Annotated in this window: 14 protein-coding genes; 10 read left to right on the top strand and 4 right to left on the bottom strand. The window is 48.1% G+C overall.

Going from position 1 to position 14,350, the window contains the following annotated elements; all coding sequences use genetic code 11:
- The first annotated feature begins 304 nt into the window (after positions 1-304).
- Genes ACVLVH_RS03420 through ACVLVH_RS03405 form a run of 4 tightly spaced genes read left to right on the top strand, consistent with a single transcriptional unit; the run spans position 305 to position 4,230 of the window.
- Positions 305-1,252 (top strand): DMT family transporter, encoded by a 948-nt coding sequence (locus ACVLVH_RS03420; RefSeq protein WP_192414622.1) that lies wholly within the window; start codon positions 305-307, stop codon positions 1,250-1,252.
- Positions 1,209-2,459 (top strand): ATP-grasp domain-containing protein, encoded by a 1,251-nt coding sequence (locus ACVLVH_RS03415; RefSeq protein WP_192414620.1) that lies wholly within the window; start codon positions 1,209-1,211, stop codon positions 2,457-2,459. The genes ACVLVH_RS03420 and ACVLVH_RS03415 overlap by 44 nt, the downstream gene beginning before the upstream one ends.
- Positions 2,460-2,482: 23 nt before the next feature.
- Entirely contained in the window at positions 2,483-3,010 is a 528-nt protein-coding gene (locus tag ACVLVH_RS03410; RefSeq protein ID WP_192414618.1) for a type 2 periplasmic-binding domain-containing protein, read from the top strand.
- Positions 3,011-3,021: 11 nt separating this feature from the next.
- Positions 3,022-4,230 (top strand): DUF6421 family protein, encoded by a 1,209-nt coding sequence (locus ACVLVH_RS03405; RefSeq protein ID WP_498948726.1) that lies wholly within the window; start codon positions 3,022-3,024, stop codon positions 4,228-4,230.
- 82 nt (positions 4,231-4,312) lie between these two features.
- On the opposite strand, the gene ACVLVH_RS03400 is transcribed toward ACVLVH_RS03405, so the two are convergent.
- A complete protein-coding gene (locus tag ACVLVH_RS03400) occupies positions 4,313-5,200 on the bottom strand; it encodes an SDR family oxidoreductase (protein WP_498948724.1) in 888 nt (295 codons plus the stop codon).
- Positions 5,201-5,303: 103 nt separating this feature from the next.
- Here ACVLVH_RS03400 and ACVLVH_RS03395 point away from each other — a divergent pair, with 103 nt between their 5' ends.
- A complete protein-coding gene (locus ACVLVH_RS03395; protein ID WP_192414612.1) occupies positions 5,304-6,128 on the top strand; it encodes a helix-turn-helix transcriptional regulator in 825 nt (274 codons plus the stop codon).
- Here the strand turns inward: ACVLVH_RS03395 and ACVLVH_RS03390 are convergent.
- Positions 6,070-6,501 carry a winged helix-turn-helix transcriptional regulator gene (locus tag ACVLVH_RS03390; protein ID WP_192414610.1) on the bottom strand — a complete coding sequence of 144 codons (432 nt, stop codon included), beginning with the start codon at positions 6,499-6,501 and terminating at the stop codon, positions 6,070-6,072. The genes ACVLVH_RS03395 and ACVLVH_RS03390 overlap by 59 nt on opposite strands.
- 111 nt (positions 6,502-6,612) lie before the next feature.
- Here ACVLVH_RS03390 and ACVLVH_RS03385 point away from each other — a divergent pair, with 111 nt between their 5' ends.
- From ACVLVH_RS03385 to ACVLVH_RS03370, 4 genes are all read left to right on the top strand, one after another.
- A complete protein-coding gene (locus tag ACVLVH_RS03385) occupies positions 6,613-7,662 on the top strand; it encodes an NAD(P)-dependent alcohol dehydrogenase (RefSeq protein WP_192414608.1) in 1,050 nt (349 codons plus the stop codon).
- 405 nt (positions 7,663-8,067) lie between these two features.
- Positions 8,068-8,460: an FAD synthase family protein gene (locus ACVLVH_RS03380; protein WP_192414606.1), complete on the top strand. Its 393-nt coding sequence runs from the start codon at positions 8,068-8,070 to the stop codon at positions 8,458-8,460.
- Positions 8,461-8,774: 314 nt separating this feature from the next.
- Positions 8,775-10,610: a methyl-accepting chemotaxis protein gene (locus tag ACVLVH_RS03375; RefSeq protein WP_498948723.1), complete on the top strand. Its 1,836-nt coding sequence runs from the start codon at positions 8,775-8,777 to the stop codon at positions 10,608-10,610.
- A 171-nt stretch (positions 10,611-10,781) separates the two neighbouring features.
- Complete coding sequence (locus tag ACVLVH_RS03370; RefSeq protein ID WP_192414602.1) at positions 10,782-11,858, top strand: diguanylate cyclase; 1,077 nt, start codon at positions 10,782-10,784, stop codon at positions 11,856-11,858.
- Position 11,859: 1 nt separating this feature from the next.
- Here the strand turns inward: ACVLVH_RS03370 and ACVLVH_RS03365 are convergent, their stop codons facing one another.
- Positions 11,860-12,321, bottom strand: coding sequence for an OsmC family protein (locus ACVLVH_RS03365; RefSeq protein WP_309837097.1), 462 nt, complete (start codon positions 12,319-12,321; stop codon positions 11,860-11,862).
- A gap of 177 nt (positions 12,322-12,498) precedes the next feature.
- Here ACVLVH_RS03365 and ACVLVH_RS03360 point away from each other — a divergent pair, with 177 nt between their 5' ends.
- On the top strand, positions 12,499-13,047 hold the full coding sequence (locus tag ACVLVH_RS03360) for a GNAT family N-acetyltransferase (protein WP_309837095.1): 549 nt from the start codon (positions 12,499-12,501) through the stop codon (positions 13,045-13,047).
- Here the strand turns inward: ACVLVH_RS03360 and ACVLVH_RS03355 are convergent.
- Positions 13,028-14,107, bottom strand: a complete 1,080-nt coding sequence (locus ACVLVH_RS03355) for a mechanosensitive ion channel family protein (protein WP_137387105.1) — start codon at positions 14,105-14,107, stop codon at positions 13,028-13,030. The genes ACVLVH_RS03360 and ACVLVH_RS03355 overlap by 20 nt on opposite strands.
- Positions 14,108-14,350: the final 243 nt, after the last annotated feature.

Raw genomic sequence — 14,350 nt, 5'->3', positions numbered from 1 at the left:
TTCACTTGTCTTATAATTAGGTGGGAAAATTCCCTCGAATTAACTTATTACTCTGTTTTTATAAGTTCATCCAGTTGAAAAAATAATTATTATAATTGAAAGGCAATTTAATGCTCGATGCTGACTCGATTAACTGAGTGTTTTTTTCTTTTAATTTAAAATTAATTAAATAATGGTTACAGCTTTAATTATGCTTTGATAAGCTGAGATTAACTTTTAGATCGCAGAGGATTGATTTTAATCTTAAGATGATATCTTTATTCAATCTTATGCATTAATATTCAACGCAGGGAGTGCTCGAGTTATGTCATCTCCATTTAACTTTCTAATAAGAATTCGTTTTTATTTGTTTTTCATCCTTCTTTGCTTTATTGGAGGCACAACATGGGCATTGCAAAAGCTTGGGCTAAATAATAGCCTTCCATTGTGGTCAGCAGGGATGCGGTTTTTGATTGCAAGTGTAATTATTATTTTTTATTTGATTTTAAGTAAAAGGATTTATATTAATTACGCCGTTTTCAGTCTTGCTGCAGCTAACGGCCTGTTTTATTTTTCGATTCCATTTGGAACAGTTTATTGGGCATCAACATATATACCTAGTGGATTGGTAGCTGTTTTAGCTTCTGGAATTAGCGTATATGCACTGCTTCTAAACCATTTCTTACGCGGAAAGCCAGCAACTGGAAGGCAATTATCAGGTGTTTTCTTTGCCATCATAGGTGTATGTGTGGTTTTTGGTGAAGGAGCATCTTTACCGGGCAATGAAAAAAGTATAATTGCTATGTTAGCAGTGTTAGGAGCCATGGGCAGTTCAGCCGCTATAACGCTCAAAGTTCAAAAGCATATTAAAACTCTTCCACTTCTTAGTTTTGTTGCATTTTCCATGCTGAGTGGTGGTTTTTTACTCTTGATTACGAGCTTAATAATTGAAAGTGGTAACCGTTTCTTTTATGGGGAGAGCTTAGGAGCGCTCCTTTATTTAGCAGTAATAGGATCAGTATTAGGATTTACGCTTAATATTACTTTGCTTAAACATTGGCATATTTCTAAAGCTACATCTCATTTATTCATCTCCCCAGTTATTGCATTGTATATGGGCTTCATACTTCTTGATGAAAATATTACCACGACTGTGATTATAGGCACCGCGGTTGTTGTTCTCGGAGTAATGTTAATCGTTTTGCCAAAACGCGAAAAGGAAACTCTTAATGTCAACTCTACAAAAAAACCTGGCCATAATCTGTCAGAATAGAAAGCTACCATTTGTGTTTGAAGAAGCTAAGGCAATGGGTGTCGAAATTACATTTTTTTATAACGATAATGAGTCTCCACCGCCGGAAATTCCCGGTGTTGTGAGAAGCATTGCTTTGCCATTGTTTGAAGATGAAGATAAAGCACTAGATATAGTCATGTTAGAAAATAAAGTGCGCCGAATTGATGGTGTTTTAACACTATTTGAACCGGCGTTAGATTTCGCCGCTAAAATTGCTAACAGGTTGGGATTACCTTTCTTACCTGAATTCGTAGTAGAGCAATGTAGAAACAAAAATATGACTCGGCGCGTTCTGCATGATAACGGCCTAAACACACCCTCCTTTATTGAGATTAAAGAAGGAGAATACCCAGACATTGATCAAATAAAATTTCCGCTTGTAGTGAAGCCTACTAATGGATTTTCCAGTCAAGGTGTTACACGAGCTAACAACCCTGATGAATTGAGAAATGCTATTGATAAAGTATGGGAAATTAACCGCACGCAATTGAAAGATTTCATCTATGACAAGGGTGGTGTTTTACTTGAGTCATTTATCGATGGGCCGGAGTTCGCAATCGAAACATTTTCGCATCGTGGTGAGGTGACAGTGCTCTCAATCGGCGATAAAGGTAATGGCAAAGGTCCATACTTTGAAGAAGGTGTTTATATCGCACCTGCTGATATTGATGAGAAACTGCGAGATGAAATCGTAGATGAAGTTAGACGTGCAGTTAAGGCGCTAGGAATTAATGAGGGACCAGCACATGTGGAACTGCGTATTGACCAAAAGCAAGTGCCTTTTGTTATAGAAGTCGCACCACGCGTGGGTGGATCCGGAATATCACATTATATTGTGAAAGCAAGCACGGATATAAACTTCCTGCAGTTGGTTATTTGCCACGCTTTGGGTATGGAATTTCCCCAAAAAATGGGGGCATTAGTAAAGGCGATATCTACTGCCGGAAATTATATTATTCCTGTGCAGGGAGATGGAATCTTTGTCGAGATTGATGGATTAGCAAATGTCCGTGAGAAATCTGAGGTGGAATATGTTTTTGAATTTATGGAGCCTGGGCATAAAATTCTTCCATACCCTCATTTTTCAGGTTACCCAGGATTTATTTTAACACGTCATACTGCCCATGAAGCTTGTGAATCTTTTTATAACGATTTACAAAAAAATCTAAAAATAAAATATTTATAGATTCCATAGTTAAGGAGAATGATATGGATCGCAAAATAATAATTCACACTTTGGGGCCAGAAGGAACTAATTGTGAGAAAGCAGGTTATCTTTGGCTGGAAAGTAAGAAGTTTTATGGTGATGTTAAGCTTTATTCAACTCTTGAGGATGCTCTCATTGAAGTCAGGAAGAATACACATGATCTATTATTAGGATGTGCCGTCTATCCAGACTTACATAAAATTGTATTTGAGAACTTAGACTTTTTAGAAATTCAGGATAGTTTTGTAATGTCAACATGGAACATGGTATTAGCAAAAAATCATAGTAGTTCGTCAAATATGGAAAAAATTATAATTGCTTGCCATCCTGCGCCATCCCATCTCGCTTATACATACAGCCAGAATGTTCGTTTTGTATCAAGTAATGTACAGGCAGCGCTGGAGTGTGTTAGTGGAAAGGCTTCCGCGTGTATAACAACATTAAAAGCTGCACAAGATAATAATTTAAAGGTCATTCAAGACTTTGGTGAAGTACCAATGTGTTTCACTCTTCATGGTCATAAACGCTAAGGAGTATTTTTATGGAATGGGTTAAGGATAAGGTTATTATTGAATTATGTCCTCGTATACATGAGTTCAATAAATTGCAAAGTGCTACAGGCGCGGTAGTATGTAACATAGATAAAGCTGAGTATTTGCTGGATGAAATTATAGGTTTGGCTGGTGAGATATTGTCTGCTCTGAAGCAATCCGATTATGCCCTACAATTGAATACAGACCTTCGTGAATGGAAAAAAGCTGGATTAAATACTGTACCATGTTTTAAACGGTCATTAGATAGCTATGAACTACCTGTAGATGGCGGCAAAACTTTTTACCTGGCTACAATCATTACACCTAATAGTCATAAAGAAAAAGGATATTGGCTGGAGTGCTTTTTGGCTCAACGAAAACAACCCGATGTCTTGCTGCCAATTATGTCTGATTTACCACATCCACAAAATGTCAGCCAAACAATGCACCTGATTGCTTCGTCTTCTGGTTTCAGTGTTGGACACTGCTTAGTCTTCTTTCCAGAAAACGTTAAAACAAAAAATAGGGTTGTTAAACAACATTTTGCGATGTTCTTTTTTAGTAAATTTCATGCTATCTATCAAAAAGACACATTGCGTAGAGTAGAATCATTATTGGAGTTTGAAGGGAAATCATCTCATTTACTAAGCGCAGAGAATTGCTATGCAGCGCGCTCGGTATGGGGATACTTGCACGACTATTATCACCACTGCGGACCCCGTCCTTTTAATACAAATATTCACGTTAAAATGAATTTTTGGGTAGGTGTTTTAGAAGAAATAAAAGTTGATTGCCAAACCATTATTAGAGTGCAACAGCAGCACTATCCTTGGTGGCGAGAAGTGACCGAGTTTATTTTATTTGAGAGGTTGGTCCGTTACCCTGCTCAACACGATGCGACGAGTAATTTTGATGCGGCAACTGGGGTTTTATTGTTCTCCTGGCTTAAACGCCGAGGGCACGGTATTAGCATTTGCGATTCTTCTGGCAAAGCTATAATGGATTTTGAAAAGTGTTTGACTGGCTTGCATGCCCTTGTTAAGGAAATAGAAGGGCTTGAAGAGATCGAGGATGATGCAACTTACAAGCAAGAAGTTGAAAGTTTTGTAATGAATGAACTGGAGCCAGGTAATCTGAATGATCGATATATTATCCCTGATGATTATCTTATTCATGATATGAATATGAAAGTTAACATACCAATTCTCTTTTTTTAACCACCCTATATTTTTGAAATTTTTGATAATTAAAGTAGACATAAGCGCACCAATCAAAGTGCGCTACTCATTCTTTTAAACCTTATGCAAAGTACCCGCCTTCACGCATATCCTGCAATAACCCCGGCCCGCTCGGCTGCCAATTAAACGTCTGACGCGTCCACGCGCTGGATGACGGATTATCAGTAGACGCGAAAAATGCCATCCAGCCTAACCACGCTTTTGCTTCTTCCAGCGTCAGGCTTTTCACCGGCAGTGATAATCCGGTGCCGATGGTTTCGGCAATCTGCCGGAATGGCACCCCTTCTTCCTGCACTGCATGCAGAATCGCGCCCGGCTCAGCTTTTTCAGCCGCGAGGCAAAACAGTTCAGCGGCATCATCGCGATGCACCGCGGGCCAGCGATTCTCACCCTCGCCGACATACACCGCTGCGCCTTTTTCCTTCGCCATATTGATGATCATCGGAATAAATCCGTGATCGCCTGCGCCATGTACGGTTGGCGGTAAACGCACCAGCGCCACGCGCACACCGCTGTCGGCCAGCGCCAGCGCGGCGACGTTGGAGTTGGAACGTGGATGCGCCCCCGCTGCCGGTTGAATCTGTTCGGTGGCGAGACGTCCCGGCGATACCAGCGCGGTGCCGGTGGTGACAATCAGCGGGCGATCTGAACCTGCCAATACGTCACCCATCGCCAGAATCGCGCGTTGGTCGACCTCGGCGGCATGATCCATGCGGCTGAAATCATGAATATATCCTGCGTGGATCACGCCATCGCTCTGTTCGACCGCCTTACGCAGGCCGTCGAGATCTTGCAGATCGCCGCGAATTACCTGCACACCTTGTTGCTGAAGTTTTTCTGCGGAAACTTCGCTGCGCGCCAGACCTTGCACCTGATAACCGCGCGCCTGCAGTTTTTTTACAATGGCGGAACCGATAAAGCCGCTCGCCCCGGTCACAAAAATTCGCATATTGGTGCTCCACTTTTTCAAAGTTGAAGCACTATCATAAAAGTCTGCAACGCGACGAAAAGTCGTGAGCTTATACAGGTATACGCACTAACAGGGTAAAGGTATGACTTCCCAAGATGATAACCAGCTCGGCAACTATCTGCGTGAACGTCGCCAGCGGCTGGATGCGGCGAAACTTGGTTACACCTTACTTCGTCGCCGCACGCCGGGCCTGCGCCGGGAAGAAGTGGCGGTGCGCGCGTGTGTCAGCACTACCTGGTATACGTGGCTGGAGCAGGGCAGAGGCGGCGCGCCATCGGAAGAAGTATTGGAACGCTTAGCCCGCGCATTAGAGCTGAGCGCCGCCGAGCGCGATCATCTGTTTTTGCTGGCGCAAAATCGTCTGCCTGGCGTGACATGGCAGGCGGGCGTGGATGTTTCGCCATCGCTGCAGCGCGTGCTCGACAGCATGGAGAACACGCCAGCGCTGGTCAAAACCGCAGAGTGGCAAGTGGTGGCGTGGAACCGTGCGGCAACCAAAGTGTTTGTCGATTACGCTGAACTGCCGCCTGCGCAGCGCAATATCCTGCTGATGATGTTTCGTAACGAGGAGATGAAAAAGCGTCTGCCGGACTGGCATAAAGTGACACGCGGCATGGTGGCCAACTTTCGCGCAGATGTGGCGCGCACCGGCGCCAGCGAGCATGTGCGCGCGCTGGTGGAGGAGCTGTGCGAGATGAGCGACACCTTCCGCCAGCTGTGGCAATCACAGGAAGTGAGTCAGCATGGCGAAGGTATTAAACAGCTGTGGCTGCCGGACGAAGGCGTGCTTGAGCTGGAATACAGCACCTTTGCGGTTGAAGGTAAACCGGGTTTGAGCCTGGTGGTGTTTAATCCGCGTCAGCAGCACGATCGGGAATGTGTGGCGCGGCTGATGGCGCGTCCGTAGCGGCGCGAAAGTGGGCTTCCATCTCATCCAGCGCCGCCTGATTCTCCAGCCCCCATTGATACATCTGCTCGATCGGTGCCGCGAACGTCATGCCGAGCGGTGTTAGGCGATAATCGACTTTCGGCGGCACCACATCATAAACGTGACGCGCAATCAGCCCGCGCTGCTCCAGCTCTTTCAACGTCTGAAACAGCATCTTCTTCGAAATTCCCTGCAGGCTGCGCTGCAGCTCGCCGGTGCGCGCGCGATGGTTAGGCCAATGATAGAGCGCATGCAGAACCATGCTGCTCCATTTCACCGAAAACAGATCCATTAACCGTCGCGGCGGCGAATCCGCATAAAAAAACAGTTTACCGTCTACCATCGCGGGCATAGTTCTCGTCTCCTGAATGGTTACCAAAAGGTAACTACTATCAATTTTGCACCATGTTCACTATAGTCTGCCGCCTTCAGCTAGCCAAAGCCAACTCATTTCGGAGGCCCTATGAAAATCAATGCATTAGTCGCGCACGACGCGGCACAACCGCTCTCTTCAGGCCAGATTGCATTGCGACCGCTGCAACAGCAGGATGTCAAAATTGAAATTCTGTATTGCGGTGTGTGCCATTCGGATCTGCACATGGCCCGTAACGAATGGGCGGTCAGCCGCTATCCGCTGGTGCCTGGACATGAAATTGTCGGACGCGTTGTTGAAACCGGCGCGGACGTAACGAATTTCAAAGCCGGCGATGTGGTTGGCGTCGGCGTGATGGTCGATTCCTGCCGCGAATGCCATTTCTGTCAGCAGCAAGAAGAGCAGTATTGTGAATCCGGCTTTGTGGCGACCTATAACGGCATCGACAAATACACCGGCGACAGCACGTGGGGCGGCTATGCGCAGAATGTGGTGGTCGATCAGCACTTTGTGGTGTCCGTACCGCAAACCTTGCCACTGGCTGGCGTTGCACCGCTGCTGTGTGCAGGCGTTACCGTATGGTCGCCGCTGCGTCACTTTAACGTAAAAGCCGGCGATAAAGTCGGCGTAGTCGGTTTGGGCGGATTAGGGCATATGGCAGTTAAGCTGGCAAGCGCAATGGGCGCGGAAGTCACGCTTTTCACCACTTCACCCGGCAAAGGTGAAGATGCGCTGCGCTTGGGTGCGACGCGCGTGGTGGTTTCACGTGACGCCGGGCAGATGGCCGCCGCGCAAACTTCACTGGATTTCATCGTAGACTGCGTCTCGGCTCCGCACGATCTCGATCCTTACCTTGCCACGCTGAAAACCAACGGTCGCCTGGTGCTGGTGGGTATCCCGGAGCAACCGCACCAGTCTCCAAATGTGACGCCGATGGTAAATCGTCGTTTGAGCATTAGCGGCTCATCAATTGGCAGCATTCAGGAAACTCAGGAGATGCTGGATTTCTGCGGCAAACATAATATTACTGCCGATATTGAAGTGATTGCCGGTCAAGAGATCGAAACAGCCTTCGCGCGCATGTTGAAGGGCGATGTTAAGTATCGTTTCGTTATCGATATGCAAGCGACACGCTGGTAAAGCGTTATTGCCCGCACGTTGTTGCGGGCGATTTCATGCTGAAATCGCCTGGATAAACAAACTCATACTATTGATATCATTAATTTTAAGTCCCTAATTCGCAGTGTTAGCTCGCCAGAGAAAAAATGGCTCTTATAGTTACAACATGCTTTTAGAAAACTGCGTAACAACTCGCGGGTTTAACTCTTTTGCGGCCTGCCGGTCGGACAGCAAAATCTGGCTTCTACATGCCCAACTGGGGCAATCCATCCGTTCACAACTCACCGCATCAATCTTTTCCGCGTACATGGAAATGTCACTTCCGCTAAAAAACGAATTTCACCTATCTTGTTGAAAATGTTTCTTTATTTTTGTGGCATGTAAATTGCTAAGTTTGGGTCCAACTTTTTAATCGGTAACAAACCCATGAAAAAAATCATCACCTTCGGAACCTTCGATGTGTTCCATGTTGGGCACTTACATATCTTACAGCGAGCAAAAACGCTGGGTGACTGGTTAGCCGTCGGGGTCTCTTCGGACGCCTTAAACTTCCATAAAAAAGGGCGCAACCCGGTTTACGATGAAAGTGACAGAATGTCGATTATCGCGGGTATTAAATACGTCGATGAAGTGTTTCTTGAAGAATCGCTGGAATTGAAGGCTGACTACATAAAAAAATACAACGCCAATACGCTGGTAATGGGTGATGACTGGAAAGGGAAGTTTGATAAGTTTTCTTCACTGGCTGAAGTCATTTATCTTGAGCGCACGCCTAGTATCTCCACCACGTCTTTAATCGAAATAATAAAGAAGCGCTAATGCCATCAGCCCGCATACAAGGCTATTTTATCGCATCAACGATAACCTGCGTTGCACGCTTATCGGCTTTGCCGTCATTTAATGCATCGCAATACTTGGTTTCTAAAGGGATTTAGTGAACGCGCGGAAATGTTATTTCCATTTGCGGAAAGGATGATGCCCAACATTAATACAGCAATCGTTACGTTCCATGTCGTCGCGGCGCGTCACATCCTGCAATCACTTTTTGCACCATCCTGAATAAACATTTCCCGCAACGCTCCGATAACTCCCTTACAAACCATACAAAAATAATTAACGCAGGAGCAGGGAAGATGGGGCTGGTATCCCGATTACGTAACGTGCGCATCACGCGTAAGCTGTCGGCAGGATTCGGCATCGTGCTGTTGTTAGTGGCGCTGGCAACCGGATTAAGCGTGCAGCGTTTTAACGCCATTCATGACATCTATCAGAAAACCAACCTGATTTATGACATCAACATTGAAGTGTTCCAGGCCAAAATCAACCGCCTAAAATATCTTTATGGGGACGACAAATCCGGCCAGGTGATGGCGAATTACGTCACGCATGCGCAGCAACTCACCAGCGATGCCAAGCAACTTTCATGGTCGGAAGGTACCAGAGCGCGGGTGGATGAACTGGGAACGCACCTCGCCAGTTTCCAGAACAGCATTGGCGCGATGACGCAAGCCACGCAGCAACTCAATAGCCTGCGCTCGCAACTTGACGCTTTAAGCCGGCAAGATATGACTTCGCGCTACACCCAACTGATTCGCACACCGGTTACTAATCCTGAACTTACCAATCAAATTTACCAGCAGCTGTTCGCTATCAGCAATGTGCGCGAAGAAGCCTGGGCGTTGCGTTTTAACGTCAGCGATGCGCCGCGTAAAACGCTAGAGGATCATTTCCAGCAGGCGGATCAAGGCATGAAAGCGCTGCTGGCGCAGTTGCCGCCGGAACAGCAGGGCGAATTCACCGCACTGTGGCAGGACACTGAGAAATTCAAAAGCCTGAGTCTGCAAGCGGCGGATGCCTATGGCCAGCTGCGTGCGGCGGAAGACACCGTCAAAGTGGCGGGCGACAAGAGCAGTGCAGCGATCAAACAGATCATTACCATCGTCAAAGCGCGTAACGATGAACTGGCCAACGGCTCGGCGGCAATTTCGCTGCTGATTGGTGGTCTGGCGATTTTGTTCGGCGTGCTGGTGGCGTGGTACATCATTCGTCAGATCACGCGTCCGGTATTCCATAACCTCGAACTGGCGGAGCGCATTGCCAATGGCGATCTCAGCTCGCAGTTTGCCACCAATCGGCATGATGAACTCGGCAAGCTGACTTCGGCGATGGGACGCATGAACGAACGGCTGCGCAGCATGATCGGCGATGTGCTGAGCAGCGTTAGCAGTGTATCGCAGGCGGCCAGCGCCATTAATCAAGGCAACCTCGATTTGTCTTCACGCACCGAACAACAAGCGGCGGCGGTGGTGGAGACCGCTGCCAGCATGGAGCAACTCACCGCCACGGTGAAAAACAACGCCGCCAATGCGCGACAGGCGAGTCAGATTGCGGCGGAAGCTTCGTACAACGCCAACAAAGGCGGCATTGCGGTGCGTGATGTGGTGAACACCATGGGCGAAATCTCTGACAGCTCGAAGAAGATTGCCGATATCACCGCCGTGATTAACAGCATCGCGTTTCAGACCAACATCCTCGCGTTGAACGCGGCGGTAGAAGCCGCGCGTGCCGGCGAGCAGGGACGCGGTTTTGCCGTGGTCGCCAGTGAAGTGCGCAATCTGGCACAACGCAGCGCCGGTGCGGCGAAAGACATCGAACAGTTGATCAATGAATCGGTCGGACGCATCAGCAATGGCCACCAGCAGGTCGCGCGTGCCGGTGAAACCATGGATCAGATTCTCGGCAGCATTGCGCGCGTGAATCAAATCATGGAAGACATTTCCGCCGCGTCGGATGAACAGAGCCGCGGCATCGAGCAAATTGCCCGTGCGGTCGGCGAGCTGGATACCACCACGCAGCAGAACGCCACGCTGGTGAGCGCCTCTTCGCACTCGGCGAACTCCCTGGAAGAGCAGGCGCTGATGCTGGAGCGATTGGTGTCGCAGTTCCGCCTGCAAGGTGCTGCACGTTAGAAAACAGCGTGGAAGTAGCTCCAGATCTACTTCCACGGTCTTTCTTTTAGTCAGCTTGCGACACTTTTGTACGGCCGCAGAATTGCAAGGTAAATATTCCTAAAATAAAGCGACCTGCCGCCGATATTTCCCGTTAAACTGCAATTCTTGTCGTCCTGATACTTTCCTTGCATGAACTACTACTCACCTGACGATAGCCATTTGAAGCGGCGCTCCCAACGCTTCGTCCGCCGCATGTTTATCATGCGTCAGCTAGGCACGATTTTATGTTTTTTCCCGATTCTCTCGGTACTGATGGAGAGGGATCGTGGCCTGGCGTTTAGCGCCCTGTTATTTGTGAATGCGTTTCTCTGGCCGTGGCTGGCTTATCAGCGCGCGCTGCGGGCCGAAGATTCCACCGCCACCGAGCGACACAACTTAACCCTTGATGCCGCCTTTGGTGGCATTTGGGTAGCGCTGATGGCGCTGAGTCCGCTGCCTTCCTTTGTCATCATGGCGGTGCTAGCCTCGGACCGCTATGCAGCGGGCGGTGCTGCCCAGTTGATTGCAGCGATGCAGGCATTTCTCTGCGCCTTTGTGCTGGTATGGCTGGTAGATGGCGCAGGCGTTGATTTGGCGTTCAGCACGCGAACTGTCTGGCTGAGCCTGCCGCTGGCAACCTGCTACATGCTGGTACTCAGCGTCACCTCGTACAATCTCACCTGGCAACTGCGTAAACGTAACCGCGAGCTGGAGCGCATTGCGCTGATGGATCCCGGTCTGGGGATTCCCAATCGTCGCTTGTTTGAACGTCGGCTGGAGAGCGAATTTCTCAGCACGCGTCGTGGCGACAGCGCTGGCTATTTACTGCTCATAGACCTCGATTATTTCAAATCGGTAAACGATACCTGGGGACACGAGGCGGGGGATTTCCTGCTGGCGGAAATTTCATCGCTGCTGCGAAATCATGTGGGATTGCAGGATATCCCAGCGCGTTTTGGCGGCGATGAGCTAGGCGTGATTGTGCATCATGCCAGCGACGAATCGGTGGTGGCGCTGGCCCAACGTTTGCAGGAGAAGATTGCGCAGGTGCGTTTACCGGCATCGGCGGAGTTTCGTTGTTCGGTGAGTATAGGTATTGCATCGGCAGCGCATGCAGAATCCATACGTCACTGGTTGCGGCATGCCGATGAAGCGCTGTATGAGGTGAAACGTGCCGGACGCAACGGCGTGCGCTTGTGGCAACCGTCGCTGGCCGGCGCGGCCTGAATTACACGAACTCGGGTTCGCAGTTCACTGGGAAGTTAAGCGAGTTAGCAATAAAGCAGGCTTCGTGGGCCTGATGATGCAGTTCACGCGCGCGGTCCGCATCCGCCGGATCGCGCAGCGCAATGCGCGGTTTCAACGTGATGTTGGTAAACCGACCGCGCGTGCCCTCAATCATTGTCCCTTCCGCTGCATCTTCATAAGCTTCCACCACAATTCCGGCGTCAGAACATAAATGCAGATACCACAATTTGTGGCATGCCGAGGCCGAAGCCAGCAATAACTCTTCCGGATTCCAGCGCGTCGCATCCCCGCGAAACGCTGGATCGGCGCTCAGCGCTATCGTCTCTTTGCCAGCGGCAATCAGCTCCGCGTTACGATCGTAAGCGGTATAAGATGCGGTGCCGTTGCCGCGGTTGCCGGTCCAGCGCACCGCGACCTGATAATGGTGTTCTTTTGCTGCCATTATTGATGCTCCTTTTAAAATGAACATGACATCAGCAGACTATCAGGAATTGCCGCTACAACGCCTGCGATCGGTGATATCGATTTTCATGAAAGGAAAGGGGCCGTGTAATTTGTTTATAGCGAAAGCTGTTAGGTAAACTTAAGGAATCGGATAACGTTTAAGGGAAAATTTACCATGTTAGAGACAAACCGCCTGATCCTCCGACAATGGCAGCAAACAGACTTACAACCCTTTGCCGAACTCAATGCCGATCCCGAAGTGATGAAGTATTTCCCGAAAACGCTGAGTCGTCAGGAAAGCGACAACGTCGTTGCAAGATTTAAGGCGATGATTGTTGCAAACCAGGGTTGGGGTTTTTGGGCCGTTGAGATGAAAGCCACCGGCGAATTTGTCGGCAGCGTGGGTTTTGCACAGCAGCCAGATCGCTTCGATTTTTCTCCCTGCACGGAAATTGGCTGGCGTATCAATAAAAAGTTCTGGGGGCAGGGAATCGCCAAAGAGGCCGCCCAGGCATCGTTGGCTTACGCGTTTAATGTTTTGCATCTTCCCGAGGTCGTTTCGTTCACCACTACTCATAACACGCCATCTGAGAAGCTGATGCAGCGATTGGGGATGCAGAAACAAACTATCTTTCTCCATCCCGCGTTACCTGTCGATCACGCGCTAGCTGAGCATGTGCTTTATAAGATTTTCCACAACAACTTCATTGACTCGCCTCTCTAAACCCGGCATCAGTCAATGTCGCCCGCACATGAGGAAGACTCTGCGGATAATTTTGCTGAATAAACTCAATCATCTTTTCCCGCACGTAACAGCGTAAATCAAAGGCGGTGGGGGAATTCTGCGCCGTCATCAATAATCTGATGGTCATGGTTTTGTCAGTGGTATCCGTAACCTGAAGCACCTGAGTTTGTTGATCCCAGAGTTTAGTTTCACTGAGAACTTTTTCAAAATGCTTACGCAGAGGATCTAATGGCATCGAATAATCGAGGTAAAGAAAAACAGAGCCTAATATTTGGGCGTTATTGCGCGTCCAGTTCTGGAAGGCATTTTCGGTAAAGTAGGTGATGGGCAAAACTAAACGACGCAGATCCCAAATACGCACCACAACATAAGTCAGGTTGATCTCTTCAATCCAGCCCCATTCATTTTCCACCACCACAGCATCATCAATTTTTATCGGTTGGGTAAAGGCGATCTGAATCCCGGCGAACAGGTTAACCAGCGATTTCTGCAGAGCAAAGCCAATGATTATACCGGCAACGCCGGCACCGGCGAGAATGGTCGTGCCGAATTTTCGCACGCCAGGGAAACTGAGCAAAATTAGCGAAAGACACAATGTCACCAGTACGACAATCGCGACTTTTTTCACATACATTATCTGCGTGCGAATTTTTCGCGCACGAAGGTTATTCGAAAGATTGATGTCATAGCGAATAAATAGCATATCCTGCGCCACATTGATCAATCGAATAAGCACCGAGCAGAAGGATAAGATAATGAATATATTAACGGTGGTAGTAATAAAGCTCAGTGAGCCTGGCTGGATATTAACATAACTAAGTCCAGCACTGATTAACAATAAAGGGATAAACAGAAACAGCGATCCGCGCAGATGCTTTTCCAGTGACTTGAACAGTTTTCTATCACGTTTTTGCCAGTAGCGAATAAATCTAAGGAGGATAAATCGCGCCAGAAATCCTATTGCGAGTGAGAGAGTGACAAGCAAAACAGCAGGCACCCATGTTGGAGCACCAGATAACTCATCAAATAATAATGGCATTACTTTCCCTTTTATTAAGCCAACAACTGTGGTTGTCAGATAAGTCAAAAAATTCAGTAACCATTCTGATATCGGTTATCTGAAGATTATTTATTCATACTTATCAGTATAGACGCTGTAGCAGGCAGGGGATGGGTGGCGTATGCATCGGTCGCCACCAATGGCGACTCTTAGGCAATTTGGCGAAGTTTTTGTAGGGTGCGCAGTGATGCGCACCTGTTACGAAAGGAGGTAAATCAATCA

The sequence above is a fragment of the Kluyvera sp. 1366 genome (assembly GCF_054823405.1).
Note: the sequence above shows the minus strand (reverse complement) of the source record. Positions and strands in the feature narration are given on the sequence as shown.

Excerpts from the sequence above, each read along its gene's own strand:
- ACVLVH_RS03420 (WP_192414622.1), top strand. The coding sequence starts at position 305 with ATGTCATCTCCATTTAACTTTCTAATAAGAATTCGTTTTTATTTGTTT.
- ACVLVH_RS03415 (WP_192414620.1), top strand. The coding sequence starts at position 1,209 with ATGTCAACTCTACAAAAAAACCTGGCCATAATCTGTCAGAATAGAAAG.
- ACVLVH_RS03410 (WP_192414618.1), top strand. The coding sequence starts at position 2,483 with ATGGATCGCAAAATAATAATTCACACTTTGGGGCCAGAAGGAACTAAT.
- ACVLVH_RS03405 (WP_498948726.1), top strand. The coding sequence starts at position 3,022 with ATGGAATGGGTTAAGGATAAGGTTATTATTGAATTATGTCCTCGTATA.
- ACVLVH_RS03400 (WP_498948724.1), bottom strand. The coding sequence starts at position 5,200 with ATGCGAATTTTTGTGACCGGGGCGAGCGGCTTTATCGGTTCCGCCATT.
- ACVLVH_RS03395 (WP_192414612.1), top strand. The coding sequence starts at position 5,304 with ATGACTTCCCAAGATGATAACCAGCTCGGCAACTATCTGCGTGAACGT.
- ACVLVH_RS03390 (WP_192414610.1), bottom strand. The coding sequence starts at position 6,501 with ATGCCCGCGATGGTAGACGGTAAACTGTTTTTTTATGCGGATTCGCCG.
- ACVLVH_RS03385 (WP_192414608.1), top strand. The coding sequence starts at position 6,613 with ATGAAAATCAATGCATTAGTCGCGCACGACGCGGCACAACCGCTCTCT.
- ACVLVH_RS03380 (WP_192414606.1), top strand. The coding sequence starts at position 8,068 with ATGAAAAAAATCATCACCTTCGGAACCTTCGATGTGTTCCATGTTGGG.
- ACVLVH_RS03375 (WP_498948723.1), top strand. The coding sequence starts at position 8,775 with ATGGGGCTGGTATCCCGATTACGTAACGTGCGCATCACGCGTAAGCTG.
- ACVLVH_RS03370 (WP_192414602.1), top strand. The coding sequence starts at position 10,782 with ATGAACTACTACTCACCTGACGATAGCCATTTGAAGCGGCGCTCCCAA.
- ACVLVH_RS03365 (WP_309837097.1), bottom strand. The coding sequence starts at position 12,321 with ATGGCAGCAAAAGAACACCATTATCAGGTCGCGGTGCGCTGGACCGGC.
- ACVLVH_RS03360 (WP_309837095.1), top strand. The coding sequence starts at position 12,499 with ATGTTAGAGACAAACCGCCTGATCCTCCGACAATGGCAGCAAACAGAC.
- ACVLVH_RS03355 (WP_137387105.1), bottom strand. The coding sequence starts at position 14,107 with ATGCCATTATTATTTGATGAGTTATCTGGTGCTCCAACATGGGTGCCT.